Consider the following 15618-nt stretch of genomic DNA (forward strand, 5'->3'; position numbering starts at 1 on the left):
CGGGCTTGCGCCCTCTCGCGTTACAGTCGCGCGTATGCCGGTCAATCGCCTTCTGCCCACCGATGAGGGTCACGATCTCATCGACCTCACCCGCGAGATCTGCGACAAGGAGCTGCGTCCGCGGGTCGACGAGGCCGAGCGGGTGGCGGCGGATGGTGAGTCGTTCCCGACCGAGGTGTTCCGCACCCTCGGCAAGGCCGGGCTGCTGTCCCTCCCCCACCCCGAGGAGCACGGTGGCGGCGGGCAGCCCTACGAGGTCTATCTCCAGGTCGTCGAGGAGATCGCGTCGGCGTGGATGAGCGTCGCGGTCGGCGTCTCCGTGCACTCGCTCACGGCCTATCCCGTGACGACGTTCGGGTCACCGGAGCAGCAGGCAGCACTCCTGCCGGGGATGCTGTCGGGCGACCAGCTCGGCGCCTACGCCCTCTCCGAGCCGCTGGCCGGTTCGGATGTCGGGTCGATGACGACCAAGGCGACGCGATCCGGTTCTGGTGACGGGACGGCATACGCCATCAAGGGCCGCAAGGCCTGGATCTCACACGCCGGGCACGCCGACTACTACACGACGTTCGCGCGGACTTCTGACGACGGCGGGCGCGGCCTGTCGTGCTTCATCGTCCCGGCCGGCTCCGACGCCATGACCTTCGGTGCGCCAGAGAAGAAGATGGGCCTGCACTGTGACACGGTGCGCGAGGTCATCTATGACGGCGTGCCGGTCGACGAGGCCAACAGGATCGGCGACGAAGGTCAGGGCATGGCGATCGCACTGTCCGCGTTGGACGCTGGTCGACTCGGAATCTCTGCTGGCGCAACAGGATTGGCGCAGTCAGCGCTCGACGCCGCCACGGCATACGCAAAAGAACGGCAGCAGTTCGGGCGGGCGATCGCGGCCAACCAGGGGCTCGCGTTCATGCTCGCCGACATGGAGGCCGCGGTCTCGGGTGCGCGAGCGGCCTACCTGTATGCCGCACGCCTCAAGGATGCCGGCCGCCCCTTCTCCAAGGAGGCGGCGGTCGCCAAACTGCTGTCCACCGACGCGGCGATGAAGGTGACGACGGACGCGATCCAGGTGCTCGGCGGTGCGGGCTACACGCAGGACTTCCCGGTGGAGCGGATGTTCCGCGAGGCGAAGGTGACGCAGATCTTCGAGGGGACCAACCAGATCCAGCGGCTCGTCATCAGCCGGCACGTGCTGCGCTGAGGACAGTTCGAGATAGACCGACACGCCGACTTCGGTCGAGCACGCACGGCATGTCGGCCTGTCTCGACCCGCGATCCCCCGGAAATGTCAGACCGGGCCGTCTCATACACGGCCCGGTCACCTCTTTATAGGTGGCGCACCCGGCCCAGTCGGTGACCGACACGCGTCACGCAGGCAAACGGCGACAGATCACTCGGGGTGGAGGCGGCTGGAGTGGCTCAGTCGGGGTCGCGAGAGATGCCGGGGAGCAACGTGTCGCCGGCCCGCAGTGCGTCGAGGGCACCGGGGTGGCTGTCGACGTATTCCAGCCCCTTGTAGCGGTAGCGCCAGATCTGGACCGCGCCGAGCCCCCAGAGCAGGAACTGGACCGACATCGCGACCTTGAAGTCCGCGAGGGTGTAGGTCCCGGGCCCGCCCGGCGCTCGCTGATCGAGGATGAAGCCGATGAGCGCCATCGTCACGAGCGAGGCAACGAAGCCCCCGATGTTGATGACACCTGTCGCACGACCCAACCGGTCGGAGGGGTGGAAGCTGCGGGCGAGGTCGAAGCCGACCATCGAGCCCGGACCGCCGAACGCCGTGACACAGACGAGCAGGACGAGCAGCGGCAGGGGCGCGCGGCCGGGCCACAGGAGCACGACCGCCCACACGCTCGCGATGGCCGCGACGATGCACAGCACGATCTGCGAGCGCCGGTAGGGCAGACGTCCCGTGAGGTGCCCGACGAGTGGGCCGGCAACCATCGCGGCGAAGGTGAGCGTGATGAGCAGGCCGCCGGCGACCGCGGGGCGCAGGCCCTGGCCCTCGACGAGGAACGGGTAGCCCCAGAGCATCGTGAAGACGGTCGCGCCGAACTGGCCGGTGAAGTGGATCCACATGCCGAGGCGGGTGCCGGGGTTGCCCCACACCTCGGCCAGGGTGCGCCTGAGGGCCCGCACCTTGATCTTCTCGACGGCCTCACCGGTGTAGGGCGAATCCTTGACGACGAGGACGAGCCCGACCAGCAGGACGGAGCCGGCGCCTGCGGCGATCGAGAAGGACCGCTCCCAACCCCAGCGGTCCAGGGCGAGTGCCAGGGGGGTGGCGGCAGCCACGGCACCGAGCTGACCGACCATTCCACTGAGCTGGGTGATGACCGGCGCCTGCTTGACGTGGAACCACAGGGCGACGAGACGCAGCATGCTCGTGAAGATCATCGCGTCGCCGATGCCGAGGAGGACGCGCGCCGCGAGACCCATCGCGAAGCTGTCGGCGAACGCGAACCAGAACTGTCCGACCGTCATCAGCGTGAGTCCGATGAGCAGCAGGAGACGTGATCCGAAGCGGTCGAGGAGGACGCCCACGGGAATCTGCATCCCGGCATACACGACGAGTTGGAGGACCGTGAACGTCGCGAGCTGGGACGCGGTGATGTCGAAGCGTTCTGCCGCAACGAGTCCGGCGACGCCGAGGGACGTGCGGTGGAAGACAGCGATCGTGTAGGCCGACAGGGCGACGACCCAGATCACCCACGCCCGCCGACGACCGATGTCGTGCACCTGGCGTCGTAGGGGTCGCGTCACCGCTCAATTCTAGAGACGGACGGGGTATGCCGTCCGCCCCCGTCCGTGCCCCGACCGGCGGGGTCAGCGGTCGCGATGAGGGTTCAGTGGGCGCGGGCAGGTAAAGTGCGGGTCGCCGTCGGGGGCGTGAGCTCGCCGACGTGCGCTGGCGTGGCGCAATTGGTAGCGCACCTGTCTTGTAAACAGGAGGTTAGGGGTTCGATTCCCCTCGCCAGCTCTCGTGGTCTGTATGACTTCGCCTGATACTTGACGTTTGGGCTTCACCTGATGCCTGACAGTGTTCCGGTTGATGGTTGACAGCTACTTCGGCTGATCCTTGACACTCCCTCAATGAGGGAGATGAGTGTGGCTGAGCAGCGATACAAGGCGGTTCTGGCAGTCATCAGTGACGGCCGGACCATCACGGAAGTCGCGTCCGCGTGGTCGGTGTCGCGACAAACCCTGCACGAGTGGCTGGCCCGGTACGAGCAGGGCGGCTTGGAGGCGTTGGCGGATCGATCGCACCGTCCGGACGCGTGTCCGCACCAGATGCGCCCCGACGTTGAGGTCGCGGTCCTGGAGATGCGTCGGGTCCACCCCGGTTGGGGCCCACGCCGGATCGTGTTCGAACTGGCCAAGAAGAGCACCACCACGTCAGAGTCCGGGGTGTACCGGGCGTTGCGACGCGCGAACCTGATCGACCCCACCGCTCGGCGGCGTCGCCGCGAAAACTGGAAACGGTGGGAACGCGGCCGACCGATGGAGTTGTGGCAGATGGACGTCGTCGGTGGGATCGGCCTGCGTGACGGGACCACCCTGAAATGCCTGACCGGTGTCGATGACCACTCCCGGTTCTGCGTGTGCGCAGTACTGCTGGTCAAGGAACGCACCCAGCTGGTCTGTGACGGCCTCACCGCCGCGTTGCGCACCCACGGCGTGCCCGAACAGATCCTCACCGACAACGGCAAGGTGTTCACCGGCCGGTTCAACCACCCGCCCACCGAGGTCCTGTTCGACCGGATCTGCCGGGAAAACGGCATCGAGCACCTCCTGACCAAACCCCGCTCACCCACCACCACCGGCAAGATCGAACGGTTCCACCGCACCCTGCGCGCCGAGCTCCTCACCGGAACCCTGTTCGCCTCACAGCAGGCTGCGCAGCAAGCCCTCGACGAATGGGTCACCACCTACAACCAGGACCGGCCCCACCAATCCCTGGACATGGCCACCCCAGCAGAGAAATTCGCCGTGGCCACACCCCGAACCTTGCGCGAGCAACCTGACCGCGACGGACCCGAATGGGTCGCCCGCAAGGTCTCCACCGTCGGTGTCGTGTGCGTGTCCTGGCAGCAGGTATCCGTCGGACGTCACCGCGCCGGAGAACGCTGCGACGTCCACGTCGGCCCAGAAACCCTCCAGTTCTGGATCGGCAATGAGCTGCTGCGCACCGTCCGCCGTGAAAGCACCGGCCCCGTCCGCAACAAACGACCCCTGGGAGGTGCACTCACCAAGCACCGCACGACAAACTGAACGTTAGGAGTGTCAAGGATCAACCGGCGTAACACCGTCAACCATCAACCGAAGGCCCACACCAGCTCTCGTGGTCTGTATGACTTCGCCTGCCGGACCCATCGGGCCAGCGACCCGGCTGGGTCGGAAGCCAGCGCCCTTGCCCTGCTGCGGGAGGGGGTGGTCTCACAACCGTCGGCCCCGGGTTCCTTTCCGCACGCAGAAGGGAACCCGGGGCCCCCTGGACGCCCCTTCGGTCGGAGGGCTTCGCACCCGAGCTTGCGGTGGGCGCATCGGTCCCAGGACGTGCCCTGCGGGGAGGTAGGTCGCCGGAGGCGGGGAAGGCCCGTCACCCGCGTCGCGCCTCACCTGGGAAGGTGCTGCTTCTGGAGTCCCACCCCACGCATTCGAGATGATCGCCTCGAACTCGGCAGCCAGCAGGTCGGCATCACCGAGCACGACGTCGAGGAAGTCGTCGGCCTCGCGATGGTCGGCCAAGGGCGGCGTAAGTGCAGAGAGCGCGTCGATCATGATGACCACCCGCCGTTCAGGCCGAGATGGACTGACGCTCGGCGTGGCTGCTGTTGATCTCGATCTTGCGTGGCTTGGCCCTGTCGGCGACAGGGACCCTCAGGCGCAGCACGCCGTGGTCGTAGTCCGCCCGGATGTGATCGGTGTCCAAGGTGTCGCCCAGGATCAGCTGTCGGCTGAAGACACCGCGGGGCCGCTCGGCGGCAATCAGCTCCTTGTCCTCGTCGGCGCCGGGCCGCTCTGCCTTGATCGTGAGCACGTTGCGCTCGACGTCGAGGTCGATGCTTCCCGGGTCGACGCCGGGGAGGTCGAGCTCGACAACAAAGGTGTCTTCCTCACGCCATGCGTCAATCGGCATGACGGACGGCCGGGCAAGGGTTCCCACGGCTCCGAAAGCCTGCTGGGTCATCCGGTCGAGTTCACGGAAGGGGTCGGTGCGCATCAACATCGTCATCACCTCCATACGATCGTGATGTCCTCGGACGGGCCATGGATCCCGAATGGATCTATGGTGTGCGCCATAGGATTTATGTACCACCAGACAGCAGTCCATGCAAGCCCGGAGGCAAAGTTGGCAAAAAAAGTTGAGCGACTGCTCGGACCGGGCGCCGCCGTCCCGAAAGACAAGGGCGTCTACACCATCTCCATGGCCGCCGAGTTTGTCGGCACCGGTGCGCAGAACCTGCGCCTCTACGAAGCGCGAGGTCTCGTGGAACCCGAGCGCACGGATGGCGGCACCCGCCGCTACAGCGAAGACGACATCGCCCGTCTCCAGCGGATCGCTCGACTTCTCGACCAGGGGCTCAACCTGGCTGGGATCAGTTTGATGCTCGAGCTCGAATCCGAGAACGCCGACCTCCGGGAACAGAACGAGGCGCTGCGCACCGCTCGGCGTCGCGCACCGGGCTAATCTCTGCTGCATGGCTGGCACTGAGTTCGAACAGGCTGTCGCAACTGTCGGAGATCTCGCCGACGACCCCGGCAACGACACCAAACTGCGCCTCTACGCGCTCTACAAGCAGGCGACGGTCGGTGACGCGGACGGGAAGCGCCCGGGTTTCACGAATCCGGTGGGCCGCGCAAAGTACGACGCGTGGACCAAGATCTCCGGAACCTCGAGCGAGCAGGCCGAGGCCGACTACATCGCCGAGGTGGCGAGACTCACCCAGGGCTGACGCCGGGCGCTCGGCTCAGTCGCTGGGCCGCTCAACCGGCCAGCCGCTCAGCCGGGTCAGTCGAAGACGCGGTTGAGGTAGCTCTGCAGGGCAGCGGTGGTCTTGGGACCCCACGAGCCGTCCTGCTCGGCGCCGACCTTGCCCTGGAGGGCCTTCGTCGTCTTGGGACCGATGTGACCATCCGGGTATGACCCGACCTTGTTCTGCAGCTTCTTGACGTCGTCGCGCGACCAGGAGGAGTCGACGGAGCCACCGACCCACGTCTCGACGCCCTTGCGCGTCATCGGGCCCTGCCGGCCATCGACGGCCAGCGGGAAGACATTGCGGGTCGTGTCCCGAGAGGTCGGAACAGCGAGTCCGTTGCTGCGGGTGAGTCCTGCGCGCTGGCTGCACACCGGCCAGGCGCCCGGGCCCTGGACCTTGAGAACCTCTTGGGCGATCAGGATCTGCTGGGACTTGGTCGCGCGGTTGGCGGTGGTCGCGTAGCGCTGACCGCCGAAGCCCTTCCACGTCGAGTACGAGAACTGAAGGCCGCCGTAGTAGCCGTTGCCGGTGTTGATAGACCAGTTGCCACCGCTCTCACACATGGCGACGCGGTCCCAGACGTTCTCGGCCGCGCCAGCGCTGGTCGCGAGACCGAAGATCGCCGCAGACGCGGTGGTGGCGAGGAGCGCTGTGCCGGCGACTGCGCGGCGCAAGGGCCGGCGTCGAGTCGGGCGAGTGGGGAATTCAGGGGCGAAGAGCATGACCGAAGTCCTTTGCGTCAGGGGACGACAAAGGACGCTACGTCACATCAGTCACAAATTTCAATCCCGTCACAGAACTACACAACTGTAACTTCCACACCATCCGTCACGCAAGCGGGCGCGCGGCGTGTCGGATCGAGCCCGACAATCCCTGGCCGGCGCGCAACGCAACGACGGGGTGGACCCGGCACCTGCCGGATCCACCCCGTCGTGAAAAACGCTGTGGTCAGCGCGAATTGAGGTGACGCTGCAGTGCCGCAGTCGTCTTGGGGCCCCACGACCCGTCCTGCGCAGAGCCGACGATGCGCTGAAGCTTCTTGACGTCAGCGCGGCTGAACGAACCGTTGACGGAGCCGCCGACCTTCTTCTCGAGCAGGCGATAGTCGGCCCGACTCAGTGAGGCGTTGACCGAACCGCCGACCCACCTCTCAATGGCCTTGCGGGTCAACGGACCCCTTTTGCCGTCAACGGCGAGCTTGCCCGGCCGGACGGTGTCGCGAGAGACCGCAGCCGAGGCAGCGGGCGCTGACGCTGCGGCACCGTTGGCACGAGTCAGTCCGGCCCGCTTGCTGCAGACCGGCCATGCACCGGGGCCCTGCACCTTGAGGGTCTTCTGGGCGATCAGGATCTGCTGCGCCTTCGTCGCGCGATTCGCAGTGGTGGCGTAGCGCTGACCACCGAAGCCCTTCCACGTCGAGTACGAGAACTGGAGCCCGCCGTAGTAGCCATTGCCCGTATTGATCGACCAGTTGCCACCGCTCTCGCAGGCGGCGACGCGATCCCACACCGTCCCCGCGGCGGATGCGGGCTGGGCCATCGCGGTGGCACCACCGACGGCGGCCACGGAGGTCACCGCGACACCGGCGAGGCGGCGTCGGACAGGAGCGGACTTCGGGGCAGCGTGCTTCGGGCTGTAGAACATCGACAGGGGTCCTTGAGGTGGGGGTGCGGCCCGACAGGGGAAGCAGGCCAAGCCTCGACGGTAGCGGCGGGCGGCAAAGGTCACAAGAAGATCACGGATATTCACACATTCATGAAACCTCACTGGCACCCGGGGAACCGCGTGAGGATCACACGCGCACGCGCCGCCTCACCCTGGCCACCCGGCGATCCCACGGCGAGGCAATGATCTCGCCGAGCGTCGTGCCGGTCGCGATGGCGAGCAACACACCCGCCGCCCCGAGCAGGGTCGCGACACCGGCCTGGAACGACAGCGAGCCGATGTTGGTCGACTCCTGACCCACGAGCTCATAGAGGCCACGGAAGATCGTCAGACCTGGCAGCAAACCGAAGCTCGCCGGCACGACCACCGCCATGGCGGGAGCTCCGAGTCGCAGCGCCACGAGCCTCCCCACCAGTCCGAGGGCGACCGCCGCAAGTCCGGTGGCGGTCACCGCGCCGACGTCGATGAGGCGCGTCAGCACGGCATAGACACTGCCGGCGGCCACGGACAGCGCCGCGGTGGGCAGCACCAGCCGCCGCCGGGTCTGCATCGTCACCGACCCGCAGGCGCCCACAATGAAGGCGCCGATGACCAACGCCCACCACTCCGCCTCACTGGTACGCAACTCGAGCACGGAGGGCGACACGAAGGTGAACGACAGGGCCTCAGTGAGTCGGATCGTCGTCCCCAGGGCCACCGCGACACCGATGACGATCCCGGTGAGCGACACCATGACGGCGAGCAACCGACCCGCGCCGGTCACGGCATACCCCGAGATGACGTCCTCGACCGCAGACGCCATGGTCCGCCCCGGCAGGAGCGCGACGATCCCGCCAGCCACGATGAAGGCAAAGTCCTTGCCCCCCAACGGAATCCACCCTTGGGCTCCGAGGGCATAGGCCGCCCAGGCGAGCGCCGTCGCAACGAAGGCGCTGATCGCATTCGAATAGAAGTCGGGCAGATGGAAGGGCCGCATGAGCCCCGACACGGCCGATACGCCGAGAACGGCGAGCAGGGTCACGGCAGCCGTGAAGAGCGTCGCGCCGATCATCACCGCGACGGCGGCGGCGAGCATGGCGGTCGCCGTCGTGACCGCCCAGTCAGGCCAGATGCGCCGAGCCCGCTTGATGTCGCGGAGCTGCTCAACGGCCTCCGTGAGCTCGATGTGGCCACTGACGAAGGCGTCCACCAGCTCGTGGACGGCCACGAGCCGCGCGTAGTCGTGGCGCGTCGACCGGACCACGCGCAACTCGGTCACCGCGTGCACCGCATCGACGTGCGCATGGACGAGCAGGGACTGCAGGGTGATGTCGATCTCGACGTTGGTGAGCCCGGCGGCGGCACAGACGGCCGCCACCGACCCTTCGACCTGGGGAGCGCCGGCACCGGAGCGCAGCATGAGCTCGCCGAGTCGCACCGCGAGGTCGAGGGTCTCGCGGACCCGAGCCTCCTCCGCTTCCTCGATCGCGACCCGGGCATTGCGATAGGGAGTGCGTCGAAGCAGGTCGACCAGCGGCATGGGCTCAGTCGGAGGGCCACCTTGAAGGCGCCAGGCCCGGCGGCGGCGGTCCGCGTCGCTCACGGCAGGTTGAGCTGGTCGGCCCACGACGTCCCGGCGGGCCACCATGACGGTTGGCCGTCGACGATGCCCGCAGCCAGGACGGCTGCCGCCGCGACGAGCAGAAGGAGCACGAGGACGCGGGCGGCGCTCGACCCGGGGCTCACGCCACGAACCATGCTGCGGGTGCCACGGCGCAGGCTCGCGCCACCCGGCCCCCACCACGCCATGAGTCCCGCGAGGAGGCCACCCACGGCGAGTGGCACGAACGCGTCCGGCTCGGGCGACCCGCTGCCCTGGATGGCGACAACGGCAAGTGCCGCACAGAACACGCCCGACACGGCGATGAGCGCCGGCATGATCGCACCGAAGAGTGAGCTGACAACCCCGATCAGGAAGTGCCACGGGCTGGCCGCGACCGCGACCGGGATGTCACTGCGCCGCCGCCCCCTGTCGTGCCGCCGCATGATGAGCGACGTCACCGACCGGTCAGCCGTGCGAGCGAGAACCACCCATAGCAGGAGGCCGATCGCAGCAACGACGGGGGCGACAGCCGCTGCGGCAACGAGGACCGCGAGCAGCGCCGCCACGGTCCCGCTGCGGCTGGCACGACCGATGCGCGGGTCGGTCTGCGGCTGGCCGTCCCTCGCGGCGTCCCAGTCGTTCTGACCCGATTCCTGCGGCGGGTATGCCGGGTGCTCCAGTTGTCGTTCCGGCGCAACCCCGGGTGCCCCGGTCTGTGGACCGAGCAGCGCGTCGGCGGGCGACGGGCGGGGCGCCAACACCGGTGCGACGGCGGGAGCCACCATCCGCGCCACAGGGGGGCGCGTTGGCTGGATCTGGGTGCGGGCCAACGGAAGTGCTGCGGTCAGGGGCATCGCAAGAGACTGCGTGGGCGGCGTCGGGTGGCGCACTTTGATGATGTCCGTGACCAGCCCGCCGTGGGCATAGCGTTCGAGTGCGGCCACGACCTCGCGCTGGTGCGGACGGTCCCCCGGAACGGGAGCGAGGGCGGCATACAGAAGCGGTGCGATGCGCTTGTCCACGCCCACCAGGTCCGGCTCGCCCGTGGTGACCCGGGTGAGGACGGCGTCCATCGGTCCGCGCCCGAAGGGCGGGCGGCCCGACGCGGCATACGCAAGCGTTGCGGCCCAGCCCCACCAGTCGGTCGCGGTCGACACGGGTGCGCCTTCGACGACCTCGGGTGCGAGGTAGCCGGGCGTGCCCATGACGAGTCCGGTCATGGTGAGGCGGATGTCGTCGGCGACGTGGGCGATGCCGAAGTCGATGACGACCGGGTCGCCGTCGACGATGAGGACATTGCCCGGCTTGAGGTCACGATGGATGACATCACTGGCATGGATGACGTCGAGCGCTTCGGCGAGCCCGCTGCCGAGCCGGTGCAGGTCATCGGCACCCAGGGGACCCTGCGCGCTGATGACCTCGTCGAGCGGCGGGCCGGGGACATAGCGCGTCACGATGAACGGGCGCTCCCCGTCGACATCCGCGTCGATGACCGGAGCGACGCGGGGGCTACGGATCCGACGCAGGGTCTGGACCTCACGCGTCAGGCGCGCCCGCGCCGCGGGGTCGTGGGCGACGTGCGGTCGCAGCACCTTGATGGCAACAGCCTTGCCCTGGCGGTCGAGTCCGAGGTGGACCACGCCCATGCCGCCCTCGCCGAGTCGCTGGACGAGACGGTAGGAGCCGAGCAGCGCATGCTCGGGGAGTTCGTCCCTCCCACCCGAGTCGTCAAGGATTTCGGCAGTCATGACAGACACGGTATGCCGTGAGGCTGGATGAAACCTGACCGAATCGCCGATGCTGGCCGATACGGATGTGGCTGGTGTGGCTGATGTGACTCGCCACCCCACCGACTCGGTCAGGAATCAGGCAGTGGCGGTGGGGTGCAGGACCGGCACGAAGCCGTGGTCCAACGCTGCCACCGACATCGGTGGGGTGAGCACCTCCACCGGACCGTCCTCGACCGACACGGGCGCACCCCAGCCGTGGAAGTCAAACGGTCGCAACGACTCTCCCGTCCACAGGCTCGGCCGCCGACCGGCCTCAGCAGCTCCCGCGCCCAGGACGACAGAGCCAGCCGGGAGGGTGCCGATCCGTGCGCGCCACAGCTTGCGATCCGCTGCCCGGTCGAGCCCGCGACCGGGGCGCAGCCGCTCGTCGGCCAGGCGCCGATTGAGTTCTGGTGCGGTGAAAGGCTTTTGGGCACCTGCCGCAGCGGACACACCGTCCCGGTACGCGGCATACGCATCTCGTCTGCATTCACCGCAGGGACGGTGCCCGGCAGCCAGCGCCACCGCGTCGTCGAGGAAGAACAGGGGCGTCCAGCGGTTGGGGCGGGCCAAGCCCACCCGCCAGCCCTTGAACTCCAACTGGCAGGTGATCCACAACAGGTTGCTCTTGTGGTGGCGGACAACGTTCTCGTGGTCATCGACCACGCAACCGCGGTTGCCGGTGAACAACCCGCGAGCAGGGTGCGCCACCAGATCTCCCCATGGGTCGACCCGGTTGCGTCGAGGCACGGGGCGCGGACTACTGCTGGATGTAGGCGCTCAACTGGTCGCGCTCGGCCTGCAGATCGGTGATGCGGTGCTTGACGACGTCTCCGATGCTGACGATCGCGGCCAGGTGCCCGTCGATGACCACCGGGACGTGGCGGATGCGGTGCTCGGTCATGGTGTGCTCGAGCGCGCCGAGCTCCTCCTCGGGGCCACACGTCTGCACGTCACTCGTCATGATCGACGACACCGTCTGCTGCAGCACGTCAGCACCGACCTTCTGGAGGTGGCGCACGACATCGCGCTCACTGACGATGCCGTCGACGCTCTGACCGTCATCGCTCACGACAACGGCGCCGATGCGATGCTCGGCAAGCAGGTCGAGGAGGTCAGTGACACTGGCGTCGGAGCGCACCGTGATGACGGTGTCTCCCTTGCGCTTCACGACATCGGAGATCCTCATGTGCCGACGGTAGTGGTCCACGCCAGCCCGCGCCAGACTTCGGCGCCTGCGCACCCACCGTGAGACAACACGTGACAGAAGCGGACGGCATACGGCATGCTGACAACACTGTTGACACTGACGTCAGCGGATCAACCCTTTACAACGGATCGTCCGGCACGTTCCTGCCGGTGAAGGAAGGCAATGCAGCCATGGCAACTGTCAAGTTCGACGAGTCCACCCGGATCTATCCCGGGAACGACAGCCCTTCGGTCGACCGACTGAACATCGATGTGCAGGACGGCGAGTTCCTCGTCCTCGTCGGTCCCTCGGGCAGCGGCAAGTCGACCGCACTCCGCATGCTGGCCGGCCTCGAAGAGGTCAACGGCGGCAAGATCTGGATCGGTGACCGCGACGTCACCAACTTGTCCCCCAAGGACCGGGACGTCGCCATGGTCTTCCAGAACTACGCGCTCTACCCGCACATGTCGGTGGCCGACAACATGGGCTTCGCGCTCAAGATCGCCGGCGTCGACAAGGCCGAGATCCGCAAGCGCGTCGAAGAGGCAGCCAAGATCCTCGACCTCGAGCCCTACCTCGAGCGCAAGCCCAAGGCGCTCTCGGGTGGTCAGCGACAGCGTGTCGCCATGGGCCGCGCCATCGTCCGCTCACCCCAGGTGTTCCTCATGGACGAGCCGCTGTCCAACCTGGACGCCAAGCTCCGTGTCCAGACCCGCACCCAGATCGCTTCCCTCCAGCGGCGATTGGGTGTTACGACCGTCTACGTGACGCACGACCAGGTCGAGGCCATGACCATGGGTGACCGCATCGCGGTGCTCAAGGACGGCATCCTCCAGCAGGTCGCGACGCCGCGCGAGATGTATGACACCCCCGCCAACGTCTTTGTCGCCGGCTTCATCGGCTCACCCGCGATGAACCTCATCAGCGTCCCCGTCACCGACGGAGGCGTGAAGTTCGGCTCGCACACCCTTGAGGTCCCGCGCGACTCCCTCAAGGGCGTCAGCTCCAACGCCATCGTCGGTGTGCGCCCCGAGGACGTCGAGGTCACGACCGAAGGTCAGGGTCTCGAGATCACCATCGACGTCGTCGAGGAGCTCGGCGCCGACGCCTACGTCTATGGCACGCCGACCGACGAGGCCATCCGCCTCGAGGGCGGCGAGGACTCGCTGCCGAAGCCATTCATCGCACGCGTTGACGGTCGTCGTGTCCCTCACAAGGGCGACAAGATCTGGGTCCAGCCCAACGCGAGCCACATGCACATCTTCAACGCAGAATCTGGTGCGCGTCTGAGCCACTGAGGACTTTCACTCTCTCGACTTCGGGGGTGCCAAGAGCGGTGTATGCCGCGTGCTTGGCACCCCTGAAGCGTTTCCTTCTCATGTTCGAGCGTTCCGGATTCTCCCGTTCTTCTCGTCGGAGGTAGCCGATGGCCCTGCAGATCACCACCGCCCGACCTGATCCAGCCCTGCTCGACCTGCCCTGGTCGACCCCGCTCGAGGACTGGCCGGAGCACCACCTGGCCGCTCTCCCCCGAGGCATCTCCCGTCACGTCGTCCGCTTCGTCCGACTCTCCGGCCGGGTGCTGGCCGTCAAGGAGATCAAGGAGGACCTGGCGCGGCGCGAGTACGAGATGCTGCGCAACCTCAAGCGGCTCGACCAGCCCAGTGTCGAACCGTTTGGGATCGTGAGCGGTCGGGTCGATGCCGATGGCAACCCGCTCGACGCATGCCTGCTGACCCGACACCTCAAGTTCTCCCTGCCCTATCGCGCCCTGTTCTCGCAGGGTCTGCGGCCGGGCACCGAGACCCGCCTCATCGACGCCCTGGCCGTGCTGCTCGTGCGGCTGCACCTCATGGGTTTCTGGTGGGGGGATGTGTCGCTGTCGAACACGCTCTTTCGCCGCGACGCCGGAAGCTTCGCGGCCTACCTCGTCGACGCCGAGACCGGGGAGCTCTTCCCCAGGCTGAGCGACGGCCAACGCGCCCACGACCTCGACATCGCGCGCGTCAACATCGCGGGTGAGCTCATGGACCTCCAGGCCGGCGAGCTGCTCGAGGAGAGCGTCGATCCGGTCGCCATCTCCAACCGGATCGTGACGCGCTACGAAGAGCTGTGGGTCGAGCTCACCGAGACGGAGGAGTTCGACACGGGCGAGCGCTGGCGCGTCGAGGAACGCATTCGTCGGCTCAATTCGCTCGGGTTCGACGTCGACGAGTTGGCGATCACGACCGACATCGACGGCACCAGCATCAGCATCCAGCCCAAGGTCGTCGACGCAGGCCACCACTCGCGACGCCTGTTGCGCCTCACCGGTCTCGACGTGGGCGAGGGCCAGGCCAGGCGCCTGCTCAACGACCTCGACAGCTATCGCGCCGGCAATGAACGGCAGAACGACGACGAGGAGTTGGTCGCCCACGACTGGCTCACCCGGATCTACGAACCCATCACCCGTCGCGTGCCGCGCGAGCTCGCGGGCAAACTCGAGCCTGCCGAGCTCTTCCATGAGGTTCTCGAGCACCGCTGGTACATGGCTGAGCGCGAGCAGAACGACGTCGCGATCGAGCGGGCCATCGAGGACTACGTTGCGTCGATCCTGCCGACCAAACCCGACGAAGTTTCCGTCGTCGGAGTCGACACTGTCGAAATGCCCGTCATCGTGGATGGGCCACGCCCCTAGGATCGGGAGGTCCGACCCACACATTCCGCAGGGGAGAAATACCGCATGTCTGAACCGTTCGACCCGCACCAGCCGCCTCCGCCGCCGTCAGCTCCGCCCCAGCAAAGCCCACAGAACGCGCCGCAGGAAGCGCCGCGTGACAACCCGTATGCCGGTGGGGCGCCCCCGCCTTACCAGGCGGCTCCCACGGTGAACCCCTATGGCGGTGGCGCACCTGCCTACCCCGGCACGAGGGCTTATGTGGAGCAGCAGTTCGGGCCGGTTGCCGGCTTCGGCAGCCGCGTCGGCGCGTTCGTCATCGACATGCTCCTCTCCTTCATCGGGCTGATACCGCTCATCATCGGTCTGGTGCTGCTCGTCGTCGCGGGTCCCGACGTCGACGAGTTCGGCAACTCCGTCAGCGGAACGGGCGATGCTGGATTGGCTGCGATAGGCGGCATCCTCGCCCTGCTCGGCGTGCTGCTGATGTGGGGCATCCTGATCTGGAACCGCATTTTCAAGATGGGCCGCACCGGCCAGAGCGTCGGCAAGAAGGCCATGGGCCTCAAGCTCATTCACCACCAGACCGGTCAGCCGATCGGTGCAGGAATGGCCTTCGGGCGCGAGATCCTCTCGCAGTTCATCAACCAGATCTTCTTCCTCAGCAACCTCTGGATGCTGTGGGACGACAACAAGCAGACCCTGCATGACAAGATCGTCAGTTCGACTGTCATCGAGGTCCCCAAGTCCTGACTTCGTCGCACCCGACACGAAAC

At 67.3% G+C, this 15618-nt stretch carries 15 protein-coding genes and 1 tRNA gene; 8 read left to right on the top strand and 8 right to left on the bottom strand.

What is annotated here, in order from left to right:
• Window positions 1-34: 34 nt before the first annotated feature.
• Window positions 35-1201: an acyl-CoA dehydrogenase family protein gene (locus V6K52_RS16735; RefSeq protein ID WP_353951252.1), complete on the top strand. Its 1167-nt coding sequence runs from the start codon at window positions 35-37 to the stop codon at window positions 1199-1201.
• Window positions 1202-1419: 218 nt separating this feature from the next.
• On the opposite strand, the gene V6K52_RS16740 is transcribed toward V6K52_RS16735, so the two are convergent.
• Window positions 1420-2763 carry an MFS transporter gene (locus V6K52_RS16740; RefSeq protein WP_353951253.1) on the bottom strand — a complete coding sequence of 448 codons (1344 nt, stop codon included), beginning with the start codon at window positions 2761-2763 and terminating at the stop codon, window positions 1420-1422.
• 144 nt (window positions 2764-2907) lie between these two features.
• Between V6K52_RS16740 and V6K52_RS16745 the strand changes: the two genes are divergently transcribed.
• Both V6K52_RS16745 and V6K52_RS16750 read left to right on the top strand, forming a co-directional pair.
• Window positions 2908-2980 (top strand) — tRNA-Thr (locus V6K52_RS16745).
• Between the two features lie 113 nt (window positions 2981-3093).
• On the top strand, window positions 3094-4272 hold the full coding sequence (locus V6K52_RS16750; protein ID WP_353951254.1) for an IS481 family transposase: 1179 nt from the start codon (window positions 3094-3096) through the stop codon (window positions 4270-4272).
• A 526-nt stretch (window positions 4273-4798) separates the two neighbouring features.
• Here V6K52_RS16750 and V6K52_RS16755 read toward each other — a convergent pair.
• Window positions 4799-5230, bottom strand: coding sequence for an Hsp20 family protein (locus tag V6K52_RS16755; protein ID WP_353951255.1), 432 nt, complete (start codon window positions 5228-5230; stop codon window positions 4799-4801).
• Between the two features lie 81 nt (window positions 5231-5311).
• On the opposite strand from V6K52_RS16755, the gene V6K52_RS16760 reads away from it, so the two are divergent.
• Entirely contained in the window at window positions 5312-5692 is a 381-nt protein-coding gene (locus V6K52_RS16760) for a MerR family transcriptional regulator (protein ID WP_353951256.1), read from the top strand.
• Window positions 5693-5702: 10 nt separating this feature from the next.
• Window positions 5703-5957: an acyl-CoA-binding protein gene (locus V6K52_RS16765; RefSeq protein ID WP_353951257.1), complete on the top strand. Its 255-nt coding sequence runs from the start codon at window positions 5703-5705 to the stop codon at window positions 5955-5957.
• A gap of 56 nt (window positions 5958-6013) precedes the next feature.
• Here the strand turns inward: V6K52_RS16765 and V6K52_RS16770 are convergent, their stop codons facing one another.
• From V6K52_RS16770 to V6K52_RS16795, 6 genes are all read right to left on the bottom strand, one after another.
• Window positions 6014-6703, bottom strand: coding sequence for a transglycosylase family protein (locus V6K52_RS16770; protein WP_353951258.1), 690 nt, complete (start codon window positions 6701-6703; stop codon window positions 6014-6016).
• A 226-nt stretch (window positions 6704-6929) separates the two neighbouring features.
• Entirely contained in the window at window positions 6930-7625 is a 696-nt protein-coding gene (locus V6K52_RS16775; RefSeq protein WP_353951259.1) for a transglycosylase family protein, read from the bottom strand.
• Window positions 7626-7773: 148 nt separating this feature from the next.
• Complete coding sequence (locus V6K52_RS16780; RefSeq protein ID WP_353951260.1) at window positions 7774-9165, bottom strand: threonine/serine exporter family protein; 1392 nt, start codon at window positions 9163-9165, stop codon at window positions 7774-7776.
• A gap of 59 nt (window positions 9166-9224) precedes the next feature.
• Window positions 9225-10976, bottom strand: coding sequence for a protein kinase (locus tag V6K52_RS16785; protein WP_353951261.1), 1752 nt, complete (start codon window positions 10974-10976; stop codon window positions 9225-9227).
• Between the two features lie 117 nt (window positions 10977-11093).
• Window positions 11094-11747, bottom strand: coding sequence for a hypothetical protein (locus V6K52_RS16790; protein WP_353951262.1), 654 nt, complete (start codon window positions 11745-11747; stop codon window positions 11094-11096).
• 10 nt (window positions 11748-11757) lie between these two features.
• Window positions 11758-12186 (bottom strand): CBS domain-containing protein, encoded by a 429-nt coding sequence (locus V6K52_RS16795; RefSeq protein ID WP_353951263.1) that lies wholly within the window; start codon window positions 12184-12186, stop codon window positions 11758-11760.
• Between the two features lie 191 nt (window positions 12187-12377).
• Here V6K52_RS16795 and ugpC point away from each other — a divergent pair, with 191 nt between their 5' ends.
• The 3 genes from ugpC to V6K52_RS16810 all read left to right on the top strand — a co-directional run bounded on the left by ugpC (window position 12378) and on the right by V6K52_RS16810 (window position 15595).
• Window positions 12378-13484 carry a sn-glycerol-3-phosphate ABC transporter ATP-binding protein UgpC gene (gene ugpC / locus V6K52_RS16800; RefSeq protein WP_353951264.1) on the top strand — a complete coding sequence of 369 codons (1107 nt, stop codon included), beginning with the start codon at window positions 12378-12380 and terminating at the stop codon, window positions 13482-13484.
• Between the two features lie 128 nt (window positions 13485-13612).
• Window positions 13613-14863, top strand: coding sequence for a DUF4032 domain-containing protein (locus V6K52_RS16805; RefSeq protein WP_353951265.1), 1251 nt, complete (start codon window positions 13613-13615; stop codon window positions 14861-14863).
• 45 nt (window positions 14864-14908) lie between these two features.
• On the top strand, window positions 14909-15595 hold the full coding sequence (locus V6K52_RS16810; protein WP_353951266.1) for an RDD family protein: 687 nt from the start codon (window positions 14909-14911) through the stop codon (window positions 15593-15595).
• Window positions 15596-15618 lie beyond the last annotated feature (23 nt).

It is taken from the genome of Knoellia sp. S7-12, from assembly GCF_040518285.1.
Taxonomy (GTDB): Bacteria; Actinomycetota; Actinomycetes; order Actinomycetales; family Dermatophilaceae; genus Knoellia.